This window comes from Bradyrhizobium sp. YCK136 (genome assembly GCF_044570075.1).
Lineage (GTDB): Bacteria > Pseudomonadota > Alphaproteobacteria > Rhizobiales > Xanthobacteraceae > Bradyrhizobium > Bradyrhizobium diazoefficiens.
The window spans coordinates 6,184,249-6,205,512 of sequence record NZ_CP172424.1 but is presented as its reverse complement, the minus strand read 5'-3'; the positions used below and the strand labels follow the sequence as shown (position 1 = coordinate 6,205,512).

Below are 21,264 nucleotides of genomic sequence, written 5' to 3'. Positions count from 1 at the left end.
CGGGATGCGGATCCTGGGGGCAGCATTGGGGGTCGGGCTGGCAGCTTGCTGCATTGTCTCCGCGCGCTCCCAGTCGATCAATCCCGGCGTGATCCAGAACGACGTCGACCGGCAGCGCCGGCAGCTCGAACAGCAGAGCGCGCCGCCCAAGATCAACGGGCCGGCGGTGATTGGCGGCGAGCGGGAGAAGTCCCAGCTGTTGAAACCGGGCGGGCCGAAATTCCGCCTGCGCAAGGTGGAGTTTGACGCGTCGAAGTTCATCACGCCCGCGGAGCTCGACGAGATCGCGAAGAAATATGTCGGCAAGGATGTCGACATCGCCTCGCTGTTGCAGCTCGTCGCCGACATCAATGCCGTCTACACCGCGCGCGGCATCGTCACCGGCATCGCGACGCTGCCCGATCAGGATGCCAAGGGCGGGGTGGTCAAGATCAAGCTGACCGAAGGCCGGCTCCAGAAGACGACCATCGAAGGCAACAAGCAGACTCGCACCGACTACATCCTTCAGCGCGTCAAGGAGCCGGAAGGCGAAGTCTTCGACGTTCCAAAGCTCAATCGCGACGTGATCTGGTTCAACCGCACCAACGATGTGCAGATCAAGGCGCTGCTCCAGCCCGGCACGAGCTTCGGCCTGACCGATCTGCAGTTCGCTGTGATCGAGCCGCCGATCGATACCTTGCAGCTCTTCGTCGACAACCAGGGCGTGGAGAACACCGGCCGTTGGGAAGGCGGCACGTTCTACAAGCGCCACGGCCTGTTCGGCGTCGACGACCGCCTGACCTTCTATGGCGTGCGCTCCGACGGCAATCTCAACGGCAACGCCGCCTACAGCATTCCGGTCAATCCCTGGGGCGGCCGCGTCGGCGTCAGCTACACCGAAGGCAAGATCAAGATCATCCAGGGACCGTTCGTCGCGCTCGACGTCACCGGACGCTCCAGCCAGGCCGCGATCAATTTCAGCCAGCCGATCTGGGTGACACAGAACTGGCTGGTGCTGTTCAACGCCGCCGAGACCGAGGGCAAGACGGTGAGCCGCTTCGCCACGGTCGCCGTCACCGACGATCATTACGACAAGGCCACGGCCGGATTTTCGGTGACCAATTCCGGCAACAGCTATTCGATCACGGTCTCGCCGGCGGTGAACTACATCGCGTGGCAGGACCACGTGCTCGGCAACAACCGCGCGTTCAACACCTATACCGGCTCGTTGATCGCGACCAGCGCGGCGGGACCGGCGAATTTCAGCGCCAACGTGCTTGCGAGCTGGCAGTACACGCAGGAGAAGCTGCTGCCGGGCGACCAGATCTTCTCGATCGGCGGTCCGACCACCGTGCGTGGTTATCCCTCCTACTCGGCGTCCGGCGACAGCGGCTATTATTTCAACGCCGAGCTGCACTACAATTGGTCGTCATGGCTCAAGGGCTTTGACACCTACGTCTTCACCGACTGGGGTGCGGTATATTCGACATTCCCCGGCGTCACCGAACTGGGCTCGGTCGGCGTCGGCTTCTCCTGGACCTACGCGCCGTTCATGACCTTTGAGGCAAACTACGCGACGCCGCTGAAGATGGCGGTCTCGACCCAGAACCACTACGAGGCCTATGGCCGCATCATTTTCCGGCCGCTGTTGATGTTCCAGAAACAGGAAAGCGCCGCGCCCGTGGCGGCGGTTGCCGGCAGCAAGTCGTAGCGGCAGGTTGCCTCTCTCTCCGTCGTCATTGCGAGGAGCTCTTGCGACGAAGCAATCCAGACTACCTCCGCGGCAAGATTCTGGATTGCTTCGCTACGCTCGCAATGACGGAGGAGGGCGCGGCCCTAGCGCCGCAGCGTGAATTCGTCCGTGCTGCGCCGGTGCTCCCATTTCGCCTGCTCCAGCTCGGGCTGGTCGCATTCGACTTCCGGATAGCCGATGCAGAGATAGGCGATGAATTTCCAGGTATCAGGCACGTCGAGAATGGTGTGGATGCGATCGGGATGCAGGATCGACACCCAGCCGAGGCCAATGCCTTCCGCACGTGCGGCGAGCCACATTGCGGTGATCGCCGCGACGACTGAATACTCGGTCGTCTCCGGCATGGTCGCGCGGCCGAGGCCGTGCCCGGTGTCGCTGGCCTTGTCCGCGAACACGGCCAGGTGGCCGGGGGCCAGTTCGAGGCCCGACAGCTTTAGGGTGGCATAGCGCGCGGCGCGTTCACCGGCATACGCATTCAGCGCGTCGCCGCTGCAAGTCCTGAAATCGTCGATCACGGCAGTGCGCCGTGCGGCATCGTCGACGATGACGAAGCGCCAGGGTTGGCTGAGGCCGACCGACGGGGAAAGACAGGCCGTCTCAATCAGGCGTTCCACCGCGCCGTCCGGCAAGGGATCGGTGCGAAAGCGGCGCACGTCACGACGCCATACGAACAGCTCGCGCAAGTGTTGGCGGAAGGTGTCGTCGAACTCGACCATGAGGTCATCGTCCCATCTGGAAGGCCGCGGCAACGAGCAGGATCACGATTTCGCCGGTCTGCTCGAAGGCGCCGAGAATGTCGCCGGTCTGCCCGCCGATCTGGCGGATGGCAATCCGTGCCAGGATCAGGCCTGCGAGCGACAGCAGGATCAGGCCGACCAGCGCCTTGCCCGGTCCAAGTGCGAGGGTGAGCGCGAGAGTTCCAACGGCAAAGGCGATGGCGACGCTGCGGCCCGGCGGCGCTCCGGCGCTTGCCGACAGGCCGTCAGGCCGCGCCGGCGGTACCAGCGACATCAACGCCGGCACGCCCGCGCGGGCTGCGCAATGCGCAGCGCACAGCGCCAGCGTCACCAGCCACGGATTGGCGATCGCCGCGAGCGCGCTCCAGCGCAGGCCGAACGACAGGATCAGTGCGCAGACGCCATAGGTCCCGATGCGGCTGTCGCGCATGATCTCGAGCTTGCGCTCGCGCGTCTGGCCGCCGCCGAGCCCGTCGGCGGTATCGGCAAGCCCGTCCTCGTGCAGCGCGCCGGTGATGAGGGCGGTCGTGGCCAGTGCGAGCAGGGCGGCAAGGTTCGGCGTCAGTCCGAGCCGGCTGGCGATCTTGTAGACCAAGGCGCCAGCAAGTCCGACCAGCAGTCCCGCGACGGGCAGCGCCCAGGTCGCGCGCGCGATGGCGCCTTCGGCCGCAGGCTTTGACGATCCGACCGGCAGGAGCGTGACGAACGAGGCCGCGATCCTGAGATCGGCGACGACATTCCGGATCGTCTCGGTGCCCGGTATCATTTCAGCTTCATCGGCAGTCCGGCGACCACGAACTCGACCTCGTCGGCAACGCCGGCGAATGTCTGGTTCATGATCCCGGCGGCATCGCGATAGGCGCGCGCCAGTTCGTTGTCGGGCACGATTCCGAGGCCGACCTCATTGGTGACCATGACGACGGGACTGCGCAAGCGAGGGAGAACCTCAGCGAGGTGCGTCACCTCGCGCGACCAGTCGCGCTCGGAATGCAGCAGGTTGGACAGCCAGAGCGTCAGGCAATCGACCAGTCTCGCGCCGCCGCCCTCGGTCTCGACCAGGGCCTGCACAAGGTCGAGCGGCACCTCGCGCTCGATCCAGTCGGCTCCGCGTCGCGCGCGGTGCTTTGCGATGCGGTCCGCCATTTCGGCGTCGAGCGCCTCGGCTGTGGCAATGTATACGGGCCGCCCGGGAAAGGCCTGCGTGCGCGTCTCCGCACGCCGGCTCTTGCCCGATCGCGCTCCGCCCGTGATCAAGATGACGGCCATAAAAGTCTCCTGTCGGCCAGCACTAATCACCAAACGGGGCCAAAGACAAAGCCGAAATCAGGTGGCCAGGGGCTTGCGCTCGGCCGCCGTCTTGCGCAACAGGGGCGGAGCGAGACGGGAGATTTGTGTGGGCTTTGCGGGTGCGATGGCGGTGGCGATGGCGGTGGATGCCCTGTTGGGCTGGCCGGCCCCGCTGTTCGCACGGATCGGCCATCCCGTGACCTGGCTCGGCCGCCTGATCGCGGCCATCGACACCGCCTGGAATCGCGGGTCCGATCCGCCGGCGCTGCGCCGTGCCGCGGGCATTGCCGGAGCGTTCCTTGTGATCGCGGTCTCGGCCGCACTCGGCTGGGCGCTTCAGTCGTTGCTCCCCTCGGGCTGGATCCAGATCGTGCTGGCGGGGGTCCTGGCCTGGCCGCTGGTCGCGCTGCGCTCGCTGCATGATCATGTTGCCGCCGTTGCCGCACCTTTGCAGGCCGGCGACATCGCCGGCGCGCGCGACGCGGTCTCGCGCATCGTCGGCCGCGATCCTGCGGCGCTCGATGAAGCCGGTATCGCGCGCGCGGCGATCGAGAGTCTTGCGGAAAACGCCTCCGACGGCATCGTGGCGCCCGTGTTCTGGGGCGCGCTGTTCGGTCTGCCCGGCATTTTGGGTTACAAGGCCATCAACACGCTGGACTCCATGATCGGCCATCGCAGCGAGCGACACGAAGCCTTTGGCTGGGCGGCGGCGCGGATCGACGACGTCGCCAATTTCATTCCGGCGCGGCTGACCGGGTTTCTGTTCGTGCTGCTGGCGCCGCACAGGGCGGAAGCATTGTCGTGCACGACGCGCGATGCGCGCCGGCATCGCTCGCCCAATGCCGGCTGGCCGGAAGCGGCGCTGGCCGGCGCGCTCGGCGTGCGGCTCAGCGGTCCCCGGATCTACCACGGCAGCATCACGAACGAGCCCTGGCTGAACGAAGGTGCGCGCGATCCGCTCGCCGCTGACATCAGCGAGGGACTGACGGTCTACCGCCGCGCCATGCTGCTGCTCGCCGGCCTCCTTGCGATCCTCAGCTTCGCGTGAAAGAACGGGACATGCGTGAGCACGGCGGAAATCTCGATCTGGCCCAGCAGCGTTTTGGCGGACGCGCGGAGGACTGGATCGATCTCTCGACGGGGATCAACCGGCTGCCTTATCCGGCGGGCGAGGTGAGCATGCGCGCGTGGAGCGCGCTGCCGTCGCGTGCCGAGATCGATGCCTTGCATCAGGCGGCGCAGCACGCCTACCGCACGAGCGCGGCGCTCGTCGCGATGGGCGGCGCGCAAGCCGCAATTCAATTGCTGCCGCAGTTTGGGCCGCGCGGCCGCGCCCGCATCCTCGCGCCGACCTATAACGAATATGCCGGAGTCCTGTCGGCTGCGGGCTGGGATGTCCTGGAGGTCGGCGATCTTGACGCACTGGTGGGCGCGGATCTCGCCATCGTCGTCAACCCCAACAACCCCGATGGCCGGTGCCATACGCCGCAGGATTTGCTGGCACTGCTGCCGCGCGTCGGCCGTCTCGTCATCGACGAGAGCTTTGTCGACGCCGTTCCGCAGCTGTCGCTTGCGCCGGAAGCGGATCATCCGGGGCTGCTGATCCTGCGCTCCTTCGGGAAGTTTTATGGTCTGGCCGGCCTGCGGCTTGGGTTTGCACTCGGTAGCGCGGCGGACATCGCCAGGATTGCGGCGATGTCGGGGCCATGGCCGGTCTCGGGGGCGGCGATCGCGATCGGCTGCCGCGCATTGCGTGATGATGCCTGGGCGGAGTCCACGTCAGCGCGGCTTGTGCGCGACTGTGCCCGTCTCGACGACATGGCGCGAGCGCAGGGCTGGCGGTTCGTTGGCGGCACGCCGCTGTTTCGTCTCTACGAGACGCCGGATGCGCTGGCCGCGCAGGAGAAGCTCGCGCGCGGCCAGATCTGGTCGCGCGTCTTCGTGCAGAAGCCGACATGGCTGCGGCTCGGACTTCCGGGCAGCGAGCCCGAATGGACGCGCCTCGCCGAGGTCCTAGCGCGCTAGCGAAAGCAGGCCTTCGACGTCGAGATGCTTTTCGATGTGATCGGCGAGCGCATCGAGCGCGCTCTCGACCCTGCTGTGATAGGGCTCGTCGCCTGCCGGGATGTCGAGCTTGGTCAAAAACGCTTTCCGGAAATCATCCGACGTGAACAGGCCGTGCAAATAGCTACCCTGTACGCGGCCATCGCTGGAGATTGCGCCTTCAGGCTCGCCATTCAGTTTGGCGAACGGACGGGCGCGATCGGGCCCGTCGGTGCGGCCGATGTGGATTTCGTAGGCCTCGATCGGCTGGTCGGTCGCCGCATGCACGGCCGCAACCCGCGTCAGCGTCTTCTGCGGACTCATCACCGTTTCGACATCCAGGAGTCCGAGGCCCGGCGTGTCGCCGGCAGGGCCTTCGATCCCGTCGGGATCGGCAACGCTGCGTCCGAGCATCTGATAGCCGCCGCAGAGGCCGAGCACGTGGCCGCCGCGGCGATAATGCGCCAGGAGATCAATGTCCCAGCCCTGCGCGCGCAGGAAGGCGAGGTCGCCGCGGGTGGATTTGGAGCCGGGGATGATGACGAGACGCACATCGCCAGGGATCGCTTCACCCGGCCGCACCATGACGAGATCGACGCCCGCCTCGAGCTTGAGCGGATCGAGATCGTCGAAATTGGCGATCCGCGACAGCGCAAGGCAAGCGATCTTGCATTGGCCCGGCTTTCGCGCATCACTCAGGCCCAGCGCGTCCTCGGCGGGCAGCTCGCCGGCGCGCGCAAACCAGGGCAGCACGCCAAAACCGCGCCAGGCGGTCTTTGCTTCGATCAGCTTGTAGCCGTCATCGAACAGCGTGGGATCGCCGCGAAATTTGTTGATGACAAAACCCTGGATCATCGCGGCATCGTCGGGGTCGATCACCATCTTGATGCCGACGAGCTGGGCGATGACGCCGCCACGGTCGATATCGCCGATCAGCACGACGGGCACGTCGGCCTTGCGCGCAAAACCCATGTTGGCGATGTCGGCCTTGCGCAAATTGACCTCGGCGGGGCTGCCGGCGCCTTCGACCAGCACGAGATCGGCGCGCGCCTTCAGCCGCTCAAAGCTCTCCAGCACCGCGCCCATCAATGACGGTTTCATCGCCGCGTATTCGCGCGCCCGCGCGGTCGCGATGCGTTTGCCGTGGACAACGACCTGCGCGCCGACATCGGTCTCGGGCTTCAGGAGCACCGGGTTCATGTCGGTGTGCGGCTCGACGCCGGCGGCGAGGGCTTGCAGTGCTTGGGCGCGGCCGATCTCGCCGCCGTCGACGGTCACGGCGGCATTGTTCGACATGTTCTGCGGCTTGAAGGGAAGCACGCGCAGCCCACGCCGCGTGAAGGCGCGCGCAAGGCCGGCGACGATGAGCGACTTGCCCACGTCCGAGCCGGCCCCCTGGATCATCAATGCGCGCGCCATCGCGTGTGTCTTCAGAACTCGACGCCGGCTTGCGCCTTGATGCCGGAGCGGAACGGATGTTTCACCAGCGTCATCTCGGTGACGAGGTCGGCGATCTCGATCAGCTCGTCCTTGGCATTGCGCCCGGTGAGCACGACATGTGTCATCGCAGGCTTTTGCGTCGTCAGGAACTCGACGACCTCAGCGATATCGAGATAGTCGTAGCGCAGCGCGATGTTAATCTCGTCGAGCACGACCATGCGCAGGTTCGAATCGAGGATCAGCTCCTTCGCCTTCTCCCAGCCGGCGCGCGCGGCCGCGATGTCGCGGGCGCGGTCCTGCGTCTCCCAGGTGAAACCTTCGCCCATCGCATGGAACTGGCAGAGATCGCCGAAATGGCCGGTGAGCAGGCGCCGCTCGCCTGTATCCCAGGCCCCCTTGATGAACTGCACGACGGCGCAGGGGAAGCCATGGGCGACGCAGCGCACGATCATGCCGAAGGCGGAGGAGGACTTGCCCTTGCCGGCGCCGGTATGGACGATGATGAGGCCCTTCTCGCCGCTCTTGGTCGCCATGATCTTGTCGCGGGCGGCCTTCTTCTTCGCCATTTTCGCGGCGTGGCGGGCGTCGGTTTCCTCGGCCGTTTGGGTATCCGGTTCAGGCGTCATCGGACGGGGTCCTTCGGCTTGACAAGAGGCGGCCAGGGGCAAATGGTGGCCCGGCGTTGGTTCCTGTCCTATGACAGGCGAAGAGGGAATGCGATAGGGTCCGAATCGGCAAGATTTGGGTCCAAAATGCAGCCGCCCCCGCGACCGTGACCGGAGAGATGCCCGAGGCCACTGATCCCTAACGGGATCGGGAAGGCGGGGATCGAAGGGCAAAACCCTGCTCCGCAAGCCGGGAGACCTGCCAGCGCGGACGATTTTTGGACCGGCGGACGGGGTGTTCCGCGACGGGGAAACGGACCCTCGCAAGACCGGTTCGTGGGCCTCTTCGCCTCCCGCTGTTTATTCTGGAAGAGGCGATGACCGTCACACTTCACGTCTGCATTACCTGCCGTGCCGGCGAGACGCTTGGCGAGGGCGAAGTCACGCCGGGCAAGCGCCTTCACGGTGCGATCGTCGACGCCGGCGTGCCCGATGGCGTCAATGTGGTTCCCGTTGAATGCCTGTCCGCATGCAGCCAGGGCTGCTCGGTCGCGCTCAGTGCGCCCGGCCGCTGGTCCTATGTCTATGGCCGCCTGTCGGATGCCAACGCGCGCGACGTGATCGCAGGCGCCGCCGCCTATGCGGCCGCGCCCGACGGCCTCGTGCCCTGGCGCAGCCGTCCCGAGATCTTCCGCAAGCAGTCACTTGCGCGCATTCCCCCCATTGCCGTCGTGCCGGAGGCCGCCGAATGAACTCGCTCGCAAAAGTCCCGGTCACGGTGATCACCGGCTTTCTCGGCTCCGGCAAGACGACGCTGATCCAGCATTTGCTCGCCAACCCCAACGGCAAGAAGCTCGCGGTGCTCGTCAACGAGTTCGGCAGCGAGGGCGTCGACGGCCAGATTCTGAAGTCCTGCGCCGATGCCAATTGCCCGGAGGAAAACATCGTCGAGCTCGCCAATGGCTGCATCTGCTGCACCGTTGCCGACGATTTCATCCCGACCATGGAGCTGTTGCTGGCGCGGCCGGTGAGGCCCGATCACATCCTGATCGAGACCTCGGGCCTGGCGCTGCCCAAGCCCTTGCTTAGGGCGTTCGACTGGCCGGAGATCCGTTCGCGCATCACCGTTGACGGTGTGATCGCGCTGGCCGATGCCGAGGCCGTCGCCGCCGGCCGTTTCGCGCCGGACCCGGCCGCAGTGGAAGTGCAGCGGGCGGCGGACGAAAATCTCGATCACGAGACGCCGCTGTCGGAAGTGTTCGAGGACCAGATCGCCTGCGCCGACATCGTGCTGCTGACCAAGGCCGATCTTGCCGGCCCGGCGGGACTCGAAGCGGCCAAGGCTGCCATCACCGCCGAGATGCCGCGCCGCGTGCCGATGCTTGCCGTTACCGACGGCGCGATCGATGCGCGCGTCATCCTCGGTCTCGGTGCCGCCGCCGAGAATGATCTTGCCGCGCGCCCGTCGCATCACGACGGCGAGGAGGAGCATGAGCACGACGATTTTGCGTCCGTCGTGATCGATCTTCCGGAAGTCGGCGACGTCGATGCGCTGGTCGCCTCGGTTCAGCGCCTGGCGCGCGAGCAGAACGTGCTGCGTGCCAAGGGTTACATCGCGGTCGCGGGCAAGCCGATGCGCCTGCTGCTCCAGGCCGTCGGCGAGCGCGTGCGTCACCAGTTCGACAAGCCCTGGGGCGCGCTCGCGCGGCAGTCAAAGCTCGTCGTGATCGGCGAGCACGGCGATATCGACGAGGCCGCGATAAGAGCGGGACTTGGTCTTTCAGGATCTGGCATCTGATGCACGTCGTCTTCCGCGAGAGCCGCGGTCTCGAGGAGACCGCGACGCCAAGGGACATCGGCCAGGACCCGGCCGATCTCGTGGTGCTCTCGTATTCGGATTCCGATCTTGCCGCGTTCGCGGCCGGCTGGCGGCGTGGCCGCGACAGCCTGCCGTCGCTGCGGCTCGCCAATCTCGCCGAACTGCGTCATCCGCTTTCGATCGACACCTACATCGAGCGCACGCTGGCCCAGGCACGCGGCATTCTGGTCCGCCTGATCGGCGGCGAGTCCTATTGGCCCTACGGTCTCGCGGCTCTCCAGCAACTCGCGCAGGCGCGCGGTATCGTGCTCGCCGTGCTGCCGGCCGACGGCCGCGACGACACGCGGCTCGATGCATACTCAACGCTGCCTGTCTCGACGCTGCGCCGGCTCAAGGTGCTCTGCGACACCGGCGGTCCGGTCGCAGCGCAGGCCGCGATTGCGCAACTTGCGCTGGCCTCGGGACTCTATGCCGGTCCGGTCGTCGGCGAGACGACCGTGCCCGAGATGGGCTTTTACGAGCCCGCGCGCGGTGTCATCGCCGTGCCGACCGCCGGCGAGGGCAAGCCTCGCGCGCTGGTGACGTTTTATCGGTCGTACCTGACCGCCGCGGACACCGGCCCGGTCGATGCGCTGATTGCCACGCTGCGCGAGAAGGGATTTGACGCCTATGGCGTGTTCGTCACCTCGCTGAAGGCCGCGGGCGTCGCGGACTGGCTGCGGCTCCAGCTCGTGGAAAATCCTCCGGCCGCGATCGTCAATGCGACCGCGTTCTCCGCGATCGGCGACGACGGCACGACACCGTTCGATGCGGCATCGTGTCCCGTGTTCCAGGTCGCGCTCTCCACCGCGCGGCGCGAGGACTGGGCGGAATCGCTGCGCGGCCTGTCGCCCGGCGACCTCGCGATGCATGTGGTGCTGCCCGAAGTCGACGGCCGCCTGTTTGCGGGGGTGGTGAGTTTCAAGTCGGCTGCGGAACGTGATCCCGACCTGCAATTCGCGCATCTGGCCCATCGCCCGGATCCAGGGCGCGTGAAGGCTATCGCCGCGCGCGTCGCGGCCTGGCAGAAGCTCGTGGTGAAGCCGGCCGGCGAGAAGCGGCTGGCGATCGTGCTGTCCAACTATCCGGGCCGCCCGCACCAGATCGCGCACGCAGTGGGTCTTGACGCGTTGGCTTCGGTCGAAGCCTTGATGTCCGATCTTGCGGGGACCGGCCTCGATGCCGTGCCGGTCCAGGCTCTCGGTGAGACGCTGCTGAGGCGGCAACTCACCTGGAGCGTCGCCGAATACAGCGCGGCGCTCTCGCGTCTTCCGCAATCCTTGCAGGATGATCTCGCGCAAGCCTGGGGCGCGCCGGAGAGCGACCCGAGCTGCCGCGACGGCGCGTTCCACTTCGCCGCGATCCAATGCGGCAAGTCGATCATCGCGGTTCAGCCGGAACGCGGCGATGCAACCACGCGCGACGCCGACTATCACGATCTCGCCCGCACGCCGCGGCATGCCTATGTCGCATTCTATCTCTGGCTCCGCGAGCAGGGCTGCGATGCTGTCGTGCACATGGGCGCGCATGGCACGCTGGAATGGCTGCCGGGAAAATCCGTGGCGCTGTCATCGAGCTGCTGGCCGGAAGCCCTGATCGGTGATCTGCCTGTCATTTATCCTTTCATCGTCAACGATCCCGGCGAGGCCGCGCAAGCCAAGCGGCGCATCGGTGCCGTCACCATCGGCCATCTGCCGCCGCCGCTCGAAAAGTCCGCCGTGCCGGATGGCCTGCGCCGGCTCGAACAGCTCCTCGACGAATATTCGACGGCCGATGGTCTCGATCCCGCCCGCCGCCAGCGGCTGATCGCCGCGATCCGGGACGAAGCCCGCGTGGCCGGACTGGAGGACGATCTCGGCCTCGATGCATCGGCAGCGCCAGCCGAAGCGATCCCGCGGATCGACCGCTTCGTCTGCGATCTCAAGGAAAGCCAGTTCGGCGACGGCCTGCACGTGTTCGGCCGCGGCGCCTGCGGCGAAGCGGAGCGGGACGCGCTGCGTGCCGCACTTGCCGGCCGGCGCATCGCGCCGGGGCCGTCGGGCTCGCCCTATCGCGGGCGCCAGGACGTGCTGCCGACGGGACGCAATCTGTTTGCCGTCGATCCGCGCGCCGTGCCGACGCCCTCGGCGCATGCGCAAGGCATCAAGCTCGCGGAAGAGCTGCTTCGCCGCCATTTGCAGGATCACGGCGACTGGCCGAAAGGCCTCGTGGTTGATCTCTGGGGCTCGGCGACGATGCGCACCGCCGGCGAGGAATTCGCGATGGCGCTGCATCTGGCGGGACTTGCGCCGCGCTGGGATCACGCCTCCGGCCGCGTCACCGGCTATGACATCATCGCGCCGGCCGAGCTCGGCCGTCCCCGCATCGACGTCACGCTGCGGCTGTCGGGCCTGTTCCGCGATGTCTTCTCCGGCCTCGCCCAGTTGTTCGAGGCGGCGGCCGAGGCGCTCGCCGCGCGCGAGGAGGAGGGCGACGAGAATCCGTACCGACACCGTGCGTCCCGCGTGTTCGCGCCGCGTCCCGGGCAATACGGCGTCGGCCTCTCGGCGATCCCTGATGCCTTCACGGCGGAGACGCGCGATGCGGCCGGCGAAGCCTGGCTGTCGGCGTCGTCCTGGGCGTTCTCCGCCGACGGCGAGATCAAGCCCGATCGCGCCGGCATCGAAAAGCGGCTCGCGTCGGCCGATGCTTTCGTCCACGTCCAGGACTTGCCGGAAACCGATCTTCTGCTCGCCGCCGACTATGCCGCGCATGAGGCCGGCGTTGCCGCGGCCGCAGCACATCTCGGCGCGGCGGGACCATCGCTCTATCATCTCGACGCGACGCGTCCCGACCAGCCGCATGCGCGCACGCTGACGGAGGAAATCTCACGCGTTGTCCGCGCGCGCGCGGCCAATCCGGCCTGGATCGCCGGCATGATGCGCCATGGTTTTCGCGGCGCCGCCGAGATCACCGCGACACTCGAGCACATGGCCGCCTTCGCCCATCTGGCCGGCGCCGTGCCGCCGCATCTGTTCGATCTCTACTACGATGCGACGCTCGGCAACGACGACGTCCGCGCCTTCATGGCCCGCGAGAATCCCGCGGCGCTCGCCGCGATGGAGACGTGCTTCACCCGTCTGCATGAGGCCTCACTCTGGCGAACGCGTCGCAATTCGATCGCGGCAGCGTTGCGGGAGGCGTCATGAGCGCGGCCATGGTCAAGGGCTGGTGCCCCGGCGCGCTGCGGCCGATGCAATCGGGCGACGGGCTCGTGGTTCGCGTGCGCCCGTTCGGCGGCCGGCTCGATGCGGCGCAGATCTCCGGACTGGCGCATCTGGCCGAACGCCATGGCAACGGCCTGATCGATGTCACCAGCCGCGCCAATCTCCAGATCAGAGGCGTCAGCGAAGGCAGCCACCGGCTGCTGCTCGACGGTCTTTCGCAACTGGCGCTGCTCGATCCCGACGCCGACACCGAGTCCCGGCGCAACATCCTGGTGACGCCGTTCTGGCGCGCGGGCGACGAGACCGAGGCGCTTGCCGCCGAGCTCGAGGAGGCGCTCGAGAATAGCGTGCTCGCGCTTCCGACGAAATTCGGCTTTGCCATCGATGACGGCACTTCGCGCGTGCTCGCCGGCGATTCCGCGGATGTGCGGATCGAGCGTGATGGCGCTGGCGGACTGCTGGTGAGGGCCAATGGCGCCAGCCTCGGCCGTTCCGTCGGACGCGGCGAGGCTGTGACCGCCGCCCTAGCGCTCGCAACCTGGTTCGTGACATCAGGCGGTGCCCGGGACGGGCGAGGGCGGATGGCGGCGCATCTTGCCGCTGGCGCAGCCCTGCCTGGCGCGTTGCGCGGCGAGGCCGAGCCGGCGCCGATCATGGCTGCGGCGCGCCCCGGCCTTTATCCGCAGGGCGCGATGGTCGGCGTCGCCTTCGGGCAAATGCCGCATGCGACGCTCAGCCAGTTCGCCGGCTGCGGACATGCCCTGCGCATGACGCCGTGGCGGATGGTTCTGAGCGAGGGCAAGCGGACCATGCCGTCCACGCCCGGTCTCATCACCGAGGCCTACGATCCGGCGCTGCGTGTCATCGCCTGCAGCGGCGCGCCGCGTTGCCGCGAGGCGCATGCCGATACCCGCGCGCTGGCGGCAGCGCTCGCGCCGAACATCGGCGCGGCCGCACGACTTCACGTCTCCGGCTGCGCCAAGGGCTGCGCTCATTCTGGTGCGGCCGCGATCACGCTGGTCGCTACCGGCGCCGGCTTCGATCTCGTGCGCGGCGGTTCGACGCGCGACGAGCCCATCCTGCGCGGCTTGAACCGTGACGACATCGTCGGCAATCCCTCCATCCTGATGGGAGGGCACTGATGCCGCATGCCTACGAGACCGACGGCGCGGCGATCTACCGGCAATCCTTTGCGACCATCCGGGCCGAGGCCGATCTTGCCCGCTTCACGCCCGATGAGGAACCGGTCGTCGTGCGGATGATCCATGCCGCCGGCATGGTGGGCCTGGAAGCGCATATCCGCTTCACATCAGGCATGGCGACCGCCGCGCGCGTAGCGTTGCAGAAGGGGGCGCCGATCCTGTGCGATGCGCGCATGGTCTCCGAGGGCATTACGCGCGCTAGACTTCCGGCGGCCAATGCCGTCATCTGCACCCTCGGCGATGCCGCGGTCCCGGCGCTGGCGCAATCCATGCGCAACACCCGCTCGGCCGCGGCGCTGGAGCTGTGGCGGCCGCATCTCGCCGGCGCGATCGTCGCGATCGGCAACGCGCCGACCGCGCTGTTTCATCTCCTCAACATGCTGGAGGACCGCGACTGCCCGCGGCCGGCGGCGATCATCGGTTGTCCGGTCGGCTTCGTCGGCGCGGCTGAATCCAAGGCCGCGCTGATGGCCGATCCGCCGGTGCCGGCGTTGACGGTCGAGGGCCGCCTTGGCGGTTCCGCGATCACCGTTGCGGCCGTGAATGCGCTGGCGAGCCGGAGCGAATAGTCATGGGACGCATCATCTGCTGCGGTCTCGGCCCGGGTGATCCTGACATGATGAGCGTGCGCGCCGATCGTACCGTGCGCGGCGCACAGCACGTGGCCTATTTCCGCAAGAAGGGCAGGCCGGGTCAGGCGCGCCGCATCGTCGAGGGCATGCTCGCCGGCGATGTGACCGAATATCCCATGGAATACCCTGTTACGACCGAGATCGCTTTCGACAGCGCGGAATACGTCCAGTTGCTCGCCGGCTTCTACGACGAATGGGCCGAGCGCCTGGCGCGGCTGGCGCGCGCGGTCGACGTGGTCGTGCTCTGCGAGGGCGACCCCTATTTCTACGGCTCTTTCATGCATCTGCACACGCGCTTGCAGGGACGCGTCGAGATCGAGGTGATCGCGGGCATTCCCGGCATGGTCGGCTGCTGGAATGCCGTCGGCCAGCCGATCGCGCTCGGCGACGACGTGACGACGGTGCTGATGGGCACGCTCGCGGAGGACGAGCTCGAGCGCCGCATGCGGGACTCCGATGCGCTGGTCGTCATGAAGACCGGCCGCAATCTTGCGAAAGTGCGCCGCGCGCTTGCCGCCGCCGGAAGGCTGGACGATGCCTGGCTGGTCGAGCGCGGCACCATGCCGGGCGAGCGCGTCGCGCGGCTCGCCGAGATCGATGCCGCCAACTGTCCCTATTTTGCGATCGTGCTCGTGCACGGCAAGGGCCGGCATCTGGACGCCGCCGAATGACGGGCACGCTGACCATCGCGGGCCTCGGCCCGGGCAGTGACGCGCTGGTGACGCCCGAGGTCTCCGCCGCGCTGGGCTCCGCCACCGATATTCTGGGCTATGCGCCCTATGTCGCGCGCGTGCCGCCGCGACCGGGGCTCACGCTGCATCCATCCGACAACCGCGAGGAGCTCGCGCGAGCGAGCGAGGCGCTGCGCCTGGCCGCCGAAGGCGGGCAGGTCGTCGTCGTCTCCTCCGGCGATCCTGGCGTCTTCGCGATGGCATCGGCCGTGTTCGAGGCGCTCGAGCAGGCGCCGCAATATCGCGAGCTCCCGATCCGCGTGCTGCCCGGCATCACTGCGATGCTGGCGGCGGCCGCGCGTGCCGGCGCGCCGCTCGGCCATGATTTCTGCGCGATCAATCTCTCCGACAATCTCAAGCCATGGGCGCTGATCGAGAAGCGCCTGCGGCTGGCCGCGGAAGCGGATTTCGCGATCGCTCTGTACAATCCGCGTTCGGCGAGCCGGCCGGAAGGATTTGGCCGCGCGCTGGCCGTGCTGAAGGACGCCGGCTGCGGCGAGCGGCTCGTGATCTTCGCGCGCGCGATCAGCGCATCCGACGAGACGATCGAGACCGTCACGCTCAACGCGGCGCGGCCCGAGATGGCCGACATGCGAACGCTGGTGATCGTCGGCAACTCGCAGACGCGCCGTGTCGGCCGCTGGATCTATGCGCCGAGGCAGGTGCGATGACCAAGCCACTGCATGATCTCGGCCACGCTCTCGACCCGCTGGCGCTCGGGCAACTCCGGCCGCGCGATCATGATCACGGGCAGGCCGAGCGTGCGGGCCGCGTCGATCTTGGCGCGCGCGCCATCGCCGCCGGAATTGCGGGCGACGATCCATATGACGCCGCGCGTACGCAGCATCTCCAGCTCGCCATCAAGCGTGAACGGTCCGCGCGACACGATCACGTCAGCCGGGAAGGGCAGCGGCGCTTCGGGCGGATCGACGAAGCGCAGTGTGTAGGCGTGCTGCGGTTTATTCCCGAACGGCGCGATGTGCTGGCGGCCGATGGCGAGGAACACGTTTGCCGGCGACTCGGGCAGAGCGGCGACCGCTGCATCGACGTCGCCGACCTCGATCCAGTTGTCACCGGGTGTTTTAGCCCAGGGGGTGCGTTCGAGCGCGATCAACGGCGTGCCGGTTTCCGCGCATGCCGCGACGGCGTTGCGGCTCATCTCGGCAGCGAAAGGATGCGTCGCGTCGATCACATGCGTGATGCCTTCACGGCGAATGTAATCGGCGAGCCCGCACACGCCGCCGAAGCCGCCGACGCGGGTCGGCAGCGGCTGGTCGGCAGGCGCACGGGTGCGGCCGCCATAGGAATAGACGGCATCCATGCTGGCGTGCGCGATCTCCGCGGCAAGCTGACTCGCATCGCTCGTTCCGCCCAGAATGAGGGCGCGTGTCATGGCTGATCCCTGGCTGACCATCATCGGTATCGGCGAAGATGGCCTTGCCGGGCTGTCGGACGCAAGCCGAAAGGCGCTGCGTGAGGCCGAAACCATCTTCGGTGGTGAGCGTCATCTCGCGCTTGCCGGTGTGACCGGGCGCGGCCATCCGTGGCCGGTGCCGTTCGATGCGGAGGCCGTGCTCAGCCGCCGCGGCCGGCCGACCGCGGTGCTGGCCTCCGGCGATCCGTTCTGGCACGGCGCCGGCGCAAGCCTTGCCGAGAAGCTTGAGGCGGGTGAGTGGGTCGCACATTCTGCGCCGTCGACATTCTTGCTCGCCGCTGCGCGGCTCGGCTGGCGTCTTGAATCCGTCGTCTGCCTCGGTCTCCACGCCGCGCCCTTCGAGCGCCTCGTGCCACACCTTGCGCCTGGCGCGCGCATCATTTGCCTCGTGCGTGACGGCAAGGCCGCAGGCGACCTTGCAAAGTGGCTGAGCGAGCGCGGATGGGGCGCCTCGGCATTCTGGACTCTCGCCGCGCTCGGCGGGCCACGCGAAAGCATTGCGGAACATCGTGCCGATGGTTTTACTGGCGATCTCGCCGGAAACCTGGTCGCGGTGGCCGTGGAGGCGAAGGGAGCTCAGGGCATTCCTCGCAGCTCGGGACTTCCCGACGATCTCTTCGCTCATGACGGCCAGATCACCAAGCGGCCGGTGCGTGCGCTCGCGATTTCTGCGCTGGCACCACGCCCGGGCGAACGGTTGTGGGATATCGGCGCCGGATCGGGTTCGATCTCGGTCGAGTGGGCGCTTTGCGGCGGGACGGCGACGGCAATCGAGATGCGCGAAGATCGCGCCGCGAATATCCGCAGCAATGCGGCGGCGTTCGGATTGGCGCATCGGATCGCTGTTGTCACGGGCCGTGCGCCAGAGGCTCTCGCCGGGCTGGACGCGCCGGATGCGGTCTTCTTCGGCGGCGGTCTCGATAGCGCGATGTTCGATGCCATCTGGTCGCGCATCGGGGCAGGCACACGGCTCGTTGCGCATGCGGTGACGCTGGAGACGGAAGCGCTGCTTGGCGAACTGCACCAGCGCCACGGCGGCGAGTTGATGCGGGTCGAGATCGCCCATGCCGGCCCGCTCGGCCGCTACCGATCCTGGGAAGCGGCGCGTCCCGTGGTGCAGTGGAGTGCGGTCCGATGAAGGTCGCCGGGCTCGGATTCAGGCAGGATGTCACGCTGGCCTCGTTGCGTGAGGCGCTGCTGGCGGCGGGCGGCGCTGAAGACCTTGCGGCGGTGGCGACCGTCAGCGACAAGGCCGATGTAGAAGCGCTGCAGCAGCTCGCGCGCGAATGCGGTGTGCCGATCAGGGCGGTGTCGCCCGAGGTGCTGGCCGGCATCGACACGCCGACGCAGTCCAGGCTCATCGCGGAAAAGTTCGGGACCGGATCGGTCGCCGAAGCCGCGGCGCTCGCCGCGGCCGGCCCTCGCGCCCGATTGATTGCGACCCGGGTGATTTCGCAGGACCGTACCGCGACGGCCGCGATCGCGGAAGGAGACGGTGCATGACGGTGCATTTCATCGGCGCCGGGCCGGGTGCTCCCGATCTGCTGACGTTGCGCGGACGCGACCTGATCGCCGCCTGTCCGGTCTGCCTCTATGCTGGCTCGCTGGTGCCTGAGGGCGTGCTGGCGCATTGCCCGCCGGGCGCGCACATCGTCAACACCGCGCCGTTGTCGCTTGACGAGATCATCGCGGAGATCGCCGCCGCGCATGCGGACGGCAAGGACATCGCGCGGCTGCATTCCGGCGATCTCTCGATCTGGTCGGCGATGGGCGAGCAGCTCCGCCGTCTCCGTGCGCTTGACATTCCCTTCACCGTGACGCCCGGCGTTCCGTCTTTCTCGGCCGCCGCCGCGGCACTCGAGGTGGAGCTGACTTTGCCGGGGCTCGCTCAGACCGTGGTGCTGACGCGCACGCCGGGCCGCGCCAGTGCGATGCCCGAAGGGGAGAAGCTCGCCGCCTTCGCTGCGACCGGTGCGACACTCGCCATCCATCTGTCGATCCATCTGCTCGACCAGGTGATTGCGGAGCTGCTGCCTCACTACGGCGCGGATTGCCCGGTCGCCATCGTCTGGCGCGCGAGCTGGCCGGACCAGTGCATCGTCCGCGCCACGCTTGCGACGCTCGATGCCGCCGTCGGCGCCGAGATGGAACGCACCGCGCTCATTCTCGTCGGCAAGACGCTTGGCGCCGCGGATTTCGACGAGAGCCGCCTCTATGCCGCCGACTACGACCGCCGCTATCGGCCGGTCGGCGCCGAGCCGCGCTTTCCGGAGGCCTCCTGATGCCGGCAGGGCTCGTCATCTCCGCGCCTGCCTCCGGTGTCGGCAAGACGACGCTGACGCTGGCGCTCGCGCGCGCCTGGCGCAATCGCGGACTGAGCGTGCAGTGTTTCAAGAGCGGGCCCGACTATATCGACCCCGCCTTCCATGCCGCTGCGACGGGCCGCGCTTCCGTCAACGTCGATAGCTGGGCGATGGATCGCGGGGGAATCGCGCATCTCGTCGGCCGCGGCGCCGACGCCGATGTCGTGCTTGCCGAGGGCTCGATGGGTCTGTTCGACGGCGTCGCCGCGCGTGGCGTCTCCGGCACAGGCGCCACCGCCGACATTGCGGAGATGCTGGGTTGGCCGGTGCTGCTGGTGATAGATCCCTCGGGACAGGCGCAGACGGCGGCGGCGATCGCTGCGGGCCTTCGCGACTACCGCCCGGGCGTGCGCCTTGCCGGCGTCGTGCTCAATCGCGTCGCCAGCCCGCGCCATGAAGACCTCGTACGGCGCGCGCTTGACGACGCCGGTATCGCCGTGTTCGGCGCGCTGCCGCGCCATGCCGAGATCAGCCTGCCGAAGCGGCATCTCGGCCTGGTGCAGGCCGAGGAGCAGGCGGAGATCGGAAAACTAATCGACGAGGCCGCGCGTTTCGTCGCCGAGCATGTCGATCTCGATGCGGTGCTGCAATCGGCTGCCGCCTGGGCGCCGCAACCCGCTGCGAACGGTCTGAACGTGACGCCGCCCGGGCAGCGCATTGCGCTTGCCCGCGATGCGGCATTCTCCTTCGTCTATCCGCATATGCTGGAAGCCTGGCGCGCGGCGGGTGCCGACATCTCGACCTTCTCGCCGCTTGCCGATGAGGCGCCCGACGCAAGCGCCGATGTCTGCTGGCTGCCCGGCGGCTATCCCGAGCTTCATGCCGGGAAGATCGCGGCCAACGCGCGCTTTCGCAGCGGCTTGCGCGCCTTCGCCGAGACACGACCGGTGCATGGTGAATGCGGAGGCTATATGGTGCTCGGAACCGCTTTGACCGACGCCGACGGTGTCCGCCATGAGATGGCGGGCCTGCTCGGCCTGGAGACGAGCTTTGCCAAACGCCGCATGCATCTGGGCTATCGTCTCGCCGAACTCGCCGCACCGATGCCGGGACATAGCCCCGGCGCGCGCCTGCGCGGCCACGAATTCCACTATTCGACGATTGCCGCCCAGCCCGACACGCCGCTCGCGGTCGTGCACGACGCGACCGGTGCGGTCATCGCAGAAACCGGTTCGCGCCGAGGCAATGCCACCGGCACGTTCTTCCATCTGATCGCGGAGGACCGGTGAGCGGTTTTGTCTCCTTCATCTCCGCCGGTCCCGGCGACCCCGAGCTTCTCACGCTTAAGGGTGCCGCGCGGCTGCGCGAGGCCGATGTCGTGCTTTATGACGACCTCGCGTCCGGCGCGATTCTCGATCTCGCCCGTCCCGGCGCCAATCTCGTTGCGGTCGGGAAACGGGCCGGGCGGCCCTCGACCAAGCAGCATCACGTCAACCGCCTGCTGGTCGATTATGCCGCGACCGGCGCGCGCGTGGTGCGGTTGAAGTCGGGCGACGCCGGCATCTTCGGACGGCTCGAGGAGGAGCTCGAAACGCTGCGCGAGGCCGGCATCGGCTACGAGATCGTTCCCGGCGTCACCTCGGCCTGCGTGGCCGCTGCGCAAGCCGGCATCCCCCTGACCCGGCGCCACACCTCGCGTCGCGTGCAGTTCGTGACCGGAGCCGACGTCACCGGCGAGCTGCCGCAAAACCTGAACTGGGCGGCGCTGGCCGATCCGGAGGCGACCACCGTGGTCTATATGGGCCGCCGCACCTTTCCGGCGCTTGCCGCAAAATTGATCGCTCACGGCCTCGCGCCGACCACCCCGGCGCTGTTCGCCGAATCCCTCGGCCGCCCCGACGAGCGGCTGGTCCGCACCACGATTGCCGAGCTTGCCGAGCAGCTTGCGCGGGGCGGGGCTGCCTCGACGGCCGCCGTGATCCTGTTTGGCGCACTGGCGGGAGAATACCCGTCATGACGGCCACCGCCGCCGTTCGGCCCTTGACGCAGGCTG

21 protein-coding genes and 1 riboswitch are annotated in these 21,264 nt (G+C 67.9%); of the genes, 15 read left to right on the top strand and 6 right to left on the bottom strand.

The features are described from left to right. Positions 1-4: 4 nt before the first annotated feature. On the top strand, positions 5-1,690 hold the full coding sequence (locus ACFLEY_RS30120; RefSeq protein WP_060913006.1) for a ShlB/FhaC/HecB family hemolysin secretion/activation protein: 1,686 nt from the start codon (positions 5-7) through the stop codon (positions 1,688-1,690). 125 nt (positions 1,691-1,815) lie between these two features. On the opposite strand, the gene bluB is transcribed toward ACFLEY_RS30120, so the two are convergent. Genes bluB through cobU form a run of 3 tightly spaced genes read right to left on the bottom strand, consistent with a single transcriptional unit; the run spans position 1,816 to position 3,735 of the window. Next, the gene (bluB, locus tag ACFLEY_RS30115; RefSeq protein WP_211433307.1) at positions 1,816-2,448 is read right to left on the bottom strand and encodes a 5,6-dimethylbenzimidazole synthase; all 633 of its coding nucleotides are present in this window, start codon (positions 2,446-2,448) and stop codon (positions 1,816-1,818) included. A gap of 4 nt (positions 2,449-2,452) precedes the next feature. After that, complete coding sequence (gene cobS, locus ACFLEY_RS30110; protein ID WP_060911281.1) at positions 2,453-3,235, bottom strand: adenosylcobinamide-GDP ribazoletransferase; 783 nt, start codon at positions 3,233-3,235, stop codon at positions 2,453-2,455. Continuing rightward, on the bottom strand, positions 3,232-3,735 hold the full coding sequence (gene cobU, locus ACFLEY_RS30105) for a bifunctional adenosylcobinamide kinase/adenosylcobinamide-phosphate guanylyltransferase (protein ID WP_060911282.1): 504 nt from the start codon (positions 3,733-3,735) through the stop codon (positions 3,232-3,234). The genes cobS and cobU overlap by 4 nt, the downstream gene beginning before the upstream one ends. A 127-nt stretch (positions 3,736-3,862) precedes the next feature. Here cobU and cbiB point away from each other — a divergent pair, with 127 nt between their 5' ends. Together cbiB and cobD are read left to right on the top strand one after the other, a co-directional pair. After that, the gene (cbiB, locus tag ACFLEY_RS30100) at positions 3,863-4,804 is read left to right on the top strand and encodes an adenosylcobinamide-phosphate synthase CbiB (RefSeq protein ID WP_060911283.1); all 942 of its coding nucleotides are present in this window, start codon (positions 3,863-3,865) and stop codon (positions 4,802-4,804) included. Positions 4,805-4,815: 11 nt separating this feature from the next. After that, complete coding sequence (gene cobD / locus ACFLEY_RS30095; protein WP_060911284.1) at positions 4,816-5,781, top strand: threonine-phosphate decarboxylase CobD; 966 nt, start codon at positions 4,816-4,818, stop codon at positions 5,779-5,781. On the opposite strand, the gene ACFLEY_RS30090 is transcribed toward cobD, so the two are convergent. After that, positions 5,770-7,218, bottom strand: coding sequence for a cobyric acid synthase (locus ACFLEY_RS30090; protein WP_060911285.1), 1,449 nt, complete (start codon positions 7,216-7,218; stop codon positions 5,770-5,772). The two genes, cobD and ACFLEY_RS30090, sit on opposite strands and share 12 nt — an antisense overlap. Positions 7,219-7,229: 11 nt before the next feature. After that, positions 7,230-7,865 carry a cob(I)yrinic acid a,c-diamide adenosyltransferase gene (gene cobO, locus ACFLEY_RS30085; RefSeq protein WP_060911286.1) on the bottom strand — a complete coding sequence of 212 codons (636 nt, stop codon included), beginning with the start codon at positions 7,863-7,865 and terminating at the stop codon, positions 7,230-7,232. Between the two features lie 40 nt (positions 7,866-7,905). Continuing rightward, positions 7,906-8,126, top strand: a riboswitch (cobalamin riboswitch). Positions 8,127-8,221: 95 nt separating this feature from the next. Here cobO and ACFLEY_RS30080 point away from each other — a divergent pair. From ACFLEY_RS30080 to cobJ, 7 genes are read left to right on the top strand one after another with little or no spacing between them, the layout of a single operon-like run. Next, complete coding sequence (locus ACFLEY_RS30080) at positions 8,222-8,596, top strand: DUF1636 domain-containing protein (protein ID WP_060911287.1); 375 nt, start codon at positions 8,222-8,224, stop codon at positions 8,594-8,596. After that, a complete protein-coding gene (cobW, locus tag ACFLEY_RS30075) occupies positions 8,593-9,642 on the top strand; it encodes a cobalamin biosynthesis protein CobW (protein WP_060911288.1) in 1,050 nt (349 codons plus the stop codon). Before ACFLEY_RS30080 ends, cobW begins: the two co-directional genes overlap by 4 nt. Beyond that, positions 9,642-12,890: a cobaltochelatase subunit CobN gene (gene cobN, locus ACFLEY_RS30070; RefSeq protein ID WP_060911289.1), complete on the top strand. Its 3,249-nt coding sequence runs from the start codon at positions 9,642-9,644 to the stop codon at positions 12,888-12,890. Before cobW ends, cobN begins: the two co-directional genes overlap by 1 nt. Next, positions 12,887-14,050 (top strand): precorrin-3B synthase, encoded by a 1,164-nt coding sequence (cobG, locus tag ACFLEY_RS30065; RefSeq protein ID WP_060911290.1) that lies wholly within the window; start codon positions 12,887-12,889, stop codon positions 14,048-14,050. Before cobN ends, cobG begins: the two co-directional genes overlap by 4 nt. Beyond that, positions 14,050-14,679 (top strand): precorrin-8X methylmutase, encoded by a 630-nt coding sequence (locus ACFLEY_RS30060; RefSeq protein ID WP_060911291.1) that lies wholly within the window; start codon positions 14,050-14,052, stop codon positions 14,677-14,679. Before cobG ends, ACFLEY_RS30060 begins: the two co-directional genes overlap by 1 nt. Before the next feature lie 2 nt (positions 14,680-14,681). Beyond that, positions 14,682-15,413 (top strand): precorrin-2 C(20)-methyltransferase, encoded by a 732-nt coding sequence (locus tag ACFLEY_RS30055; RefSeq protein WP_060911292.1) that lies wholly within the window; start codon positions 14,682-14,684, stop codon positions 15,411-15,413. Then, positions 15,410-16,144, top strand: a complete 735-nt coding sequence (gene cobJ / locus ACFLEY_RS30050) for a precorrin-3B C(17)-methyltransferase (protein ID WP_011086051.1) — start codon at positions 15,410-15,412, stop codon at positions 16,142-16,144. The genes ACFLEY_RS30055 and cobJ overlap by 4 nt, the downstream gene beginning before the upstream one ends. Here the strand turns inward: cobJ and ACFLEY_RS30045 are convergent. After that, entirely contained in the window at positions 16,120-16,866 is a 747-nt protein-coding gene (locus ACFLEY_RS30045) for a cobalt-precorrin-6A reductase (RefSeq protein ID WP_011086052.1), read from the bottom strand. The genes cobJ and ACFLEY_RS30045 overlap by 25 nt on opposite strands. Between ACFLEY_RS30045 and cbiE the strand changes: the two genes are divergently transcribed. Genes cbiE through cobA form a run of 5 tightly spaced genes read left to right on the top strand, consistent with a single transcriptional unit; the run spans position 16,865 to position 21,228 of the window. Further along, positions 16,865-18,046: a precorrin-6y C5,15-methyltransferase (decarboxylating) subunit CbiE gene (cbiE, locus tag ACFLEY_RS30040; protein WP_396604278.1), complete on the top strand. Its 1,182-nt coding sequence runs from the start codon at positions 16,865-16,867 to the stop codon at positions 18,044-18,046. The genes ACFLEY_RS30045 and cbiE overlap by 2 nt on opposite strands. Then, a complete protein-coding gene (locus ACFLEY_RS30035; protein ID WP_028172124.1) occupies positions 18,043-18,411 on the top strand; it encodes a cobalamin biosynthesis protein in 369 nt (122 codons plus the stop codon). The genes cbiE and ACFLEY_RS30035 overlap by 4 nt, the downstream gene beginning before the upstream one ends. Then, a complete protein-coding gene (gene cobM, locus ACFLEY_RS30030; RefSeq protein ID WP_396604277.1) occupies positions 18,408-19,190 on the top strand; it encodes a precorrin-4 C(11)-methyltransferase in 783 nt (260 codons plus the stop codon). The genes ACFLEY_RS30035 and cobM overlap by 4 nt, the downstream gene beginning before the upstream one ends. Next, positions 19,190-20,500, top strand: coding sequence for a cobyrinate a,c-diamide synthase (locus ACFLEY_RS30025; protein WP_060911293.1), 1,311 nt, complete (start codon positions 19,190-19,192; stop codon positions 20,498-20,500). The genes cobM and ACFLEY_RS30025 overlap by 1 nt, the downstream gene beginning before the upstream one ends. Further along, a complete protein-coding gene (cobA, locus tag ACFLEY_RS30020; RefSeq protein ID WP_011086057.1) occupies positions 20,497-21,228 on the top strand; it encodes a uroporphyrinogen-III C-methyltransferase in 732 nt (243 codons plus the stop codon). The genes ACFLEY_RS30025 and cobA overlap by 4 nt, the downstream gene beginning before the upstream one ends. Positions 21,229-21,264 lie beyond the last annotated feature (36 nt).

What these genes read in the sequence shown, in the direction of transcription:
- ACFLEY_RS30025 (WP_060911293.1), top strand. Translation starts at nt 19,190, where the DNA reads ATGCCGGCAGGGCTCGTCATCTCCGCGCCTGCCTCCGGTGTCGGCAAG.
- cbiE (WP_396604278.1), top strand. Translation starts at nt 16,865, where the DNA reads ATGGCTGATCCCTGGCTGACCATCATCGGTATCGGCGAAGATGGCCTT.
- bluB (WP_211433307.1), bottom strand. Translation starts at nt 2,448, where the DNA reads ATGGTCGAGTTCGACGACACCTTCCGCCAACACTTGCGCGAGCTGTTC.
- ACFLEY_RS30120 (WP_060913006.1), top strand. Translation starts at nt 5, where the DNA reads ATGCGGATCCTGGGGGCAGCATTGGGGGTCGGGCTGGCAGCTTGCTGC.
- cobD (WP_060911284.1), top strand. Translation starts at nt 4,816, where the DNA reads ATGCGTGAGCACGGCGGAAATCTCGATCTGGCCCAGCAGCGTTTTGGC.
- cobG (WP_060911290.1), top strand. Translation starts at nt 12,887, where the DNA reads ATGAGCGCGGCCATGGTCAAGGGCTGGTGCCCCGGCGCGCTGCGGCCG.
- ACFLEY_RS30055 (WP_060911292.1), top strand. Translation starts at nt 14,682, where the DNA reads ATGGGACGCATCATCTGCTGCGGTCTCGGCCCGGGTGATCCTGACATG.
- ACFLEY_RS30060 (WP_060911291.1), top strand. Translation starts at nt 14,050, where the DNA reads ATGCCGCATGCCTACGAGACCGACGGCGCGGCGATCTACCGGCAATCC.
- cobN (WP_060911289.1), top strand. Translation starts at nt 9,642, where the DNA reads ATGCACGTCGTCTTCCGCGAGAGCCGCGGTCTCGAGGAGACCGCGACG.
- ACFLEY_RS30035 (WP_028172124.1), top strand. Translation starts at nt 18,043, where the DNA reads ATGAAGGTCGCCGGGCTCGGATTCAGGCAGGATGTCACGCTGGCCTCG.
- ACFLEY_RS30045 (WP_011086052.1), bottom strand. Translation starts at nt 16,866, where the DNA reads ATGACACGCGCCCTCATTCTGGGCGGAACGAGCGATGCGAGTCAGCTT.
- ACFLEY_RS30080 (WP_060911287.1), top strand. Translation starts at nt 8,222, where the DNA reads ATGACCGTCACACTTCACGTCTGCATTACCTGCCGTGCCGGCGAGACG.
- cobW (WP_060911288.1), top strand. Translation starts at nt 8,593, where the DNA reads ATGAACTCGCTCGCAAAAGTCCCGGTCACGGTGATCACCGGCTTTCTC.
- ACFLEY_RS30090 (WP_060911285.1), bottom strand. Translation starts at nt 7,218, where the DNA reads ATGGCGCGCGCATTGATGATCCAGGGGGCCGGCTCGGACGTGGGCAAG.
- cobO (WP_060911286.1), bottom strand. Translation starts at nt 7,865, where the DNA reads ATGACGCCTGAACCGGATACCCAAACGGCCGAGGAAACCGACGCCCGC.
- cobS (WP_060911281.1), bottom strand. Translation starts at nt 3,235, where the DNA reads ATGATACCGGGCACCGAGACGATCCGGAATGTCGTCGCCGATCTCAGG.
- cobU (WP_060911282.1), bottom strand. Translation starts at nt 3,735, where the DNA reads ATGGCCGTCATCTTGATCACGGGCGGAGCGCGATCGGGCAAGAGCCGG.
- cobM (WP_396604277.1), top strand. Translation starts at nt 18,408, where the DNA reads ATGACGGTGCATTTCATCGGCGCCGGGCCGGGTGCTCCCGATCTGCTG.
- cobJ (WP_011086051.1), top strand. Translation starts at nt 15,410, where the DNA reads ATGACGGGCACGCTGACCATCGCGGGCCTCGGCCCGGGCAGTGACGCG.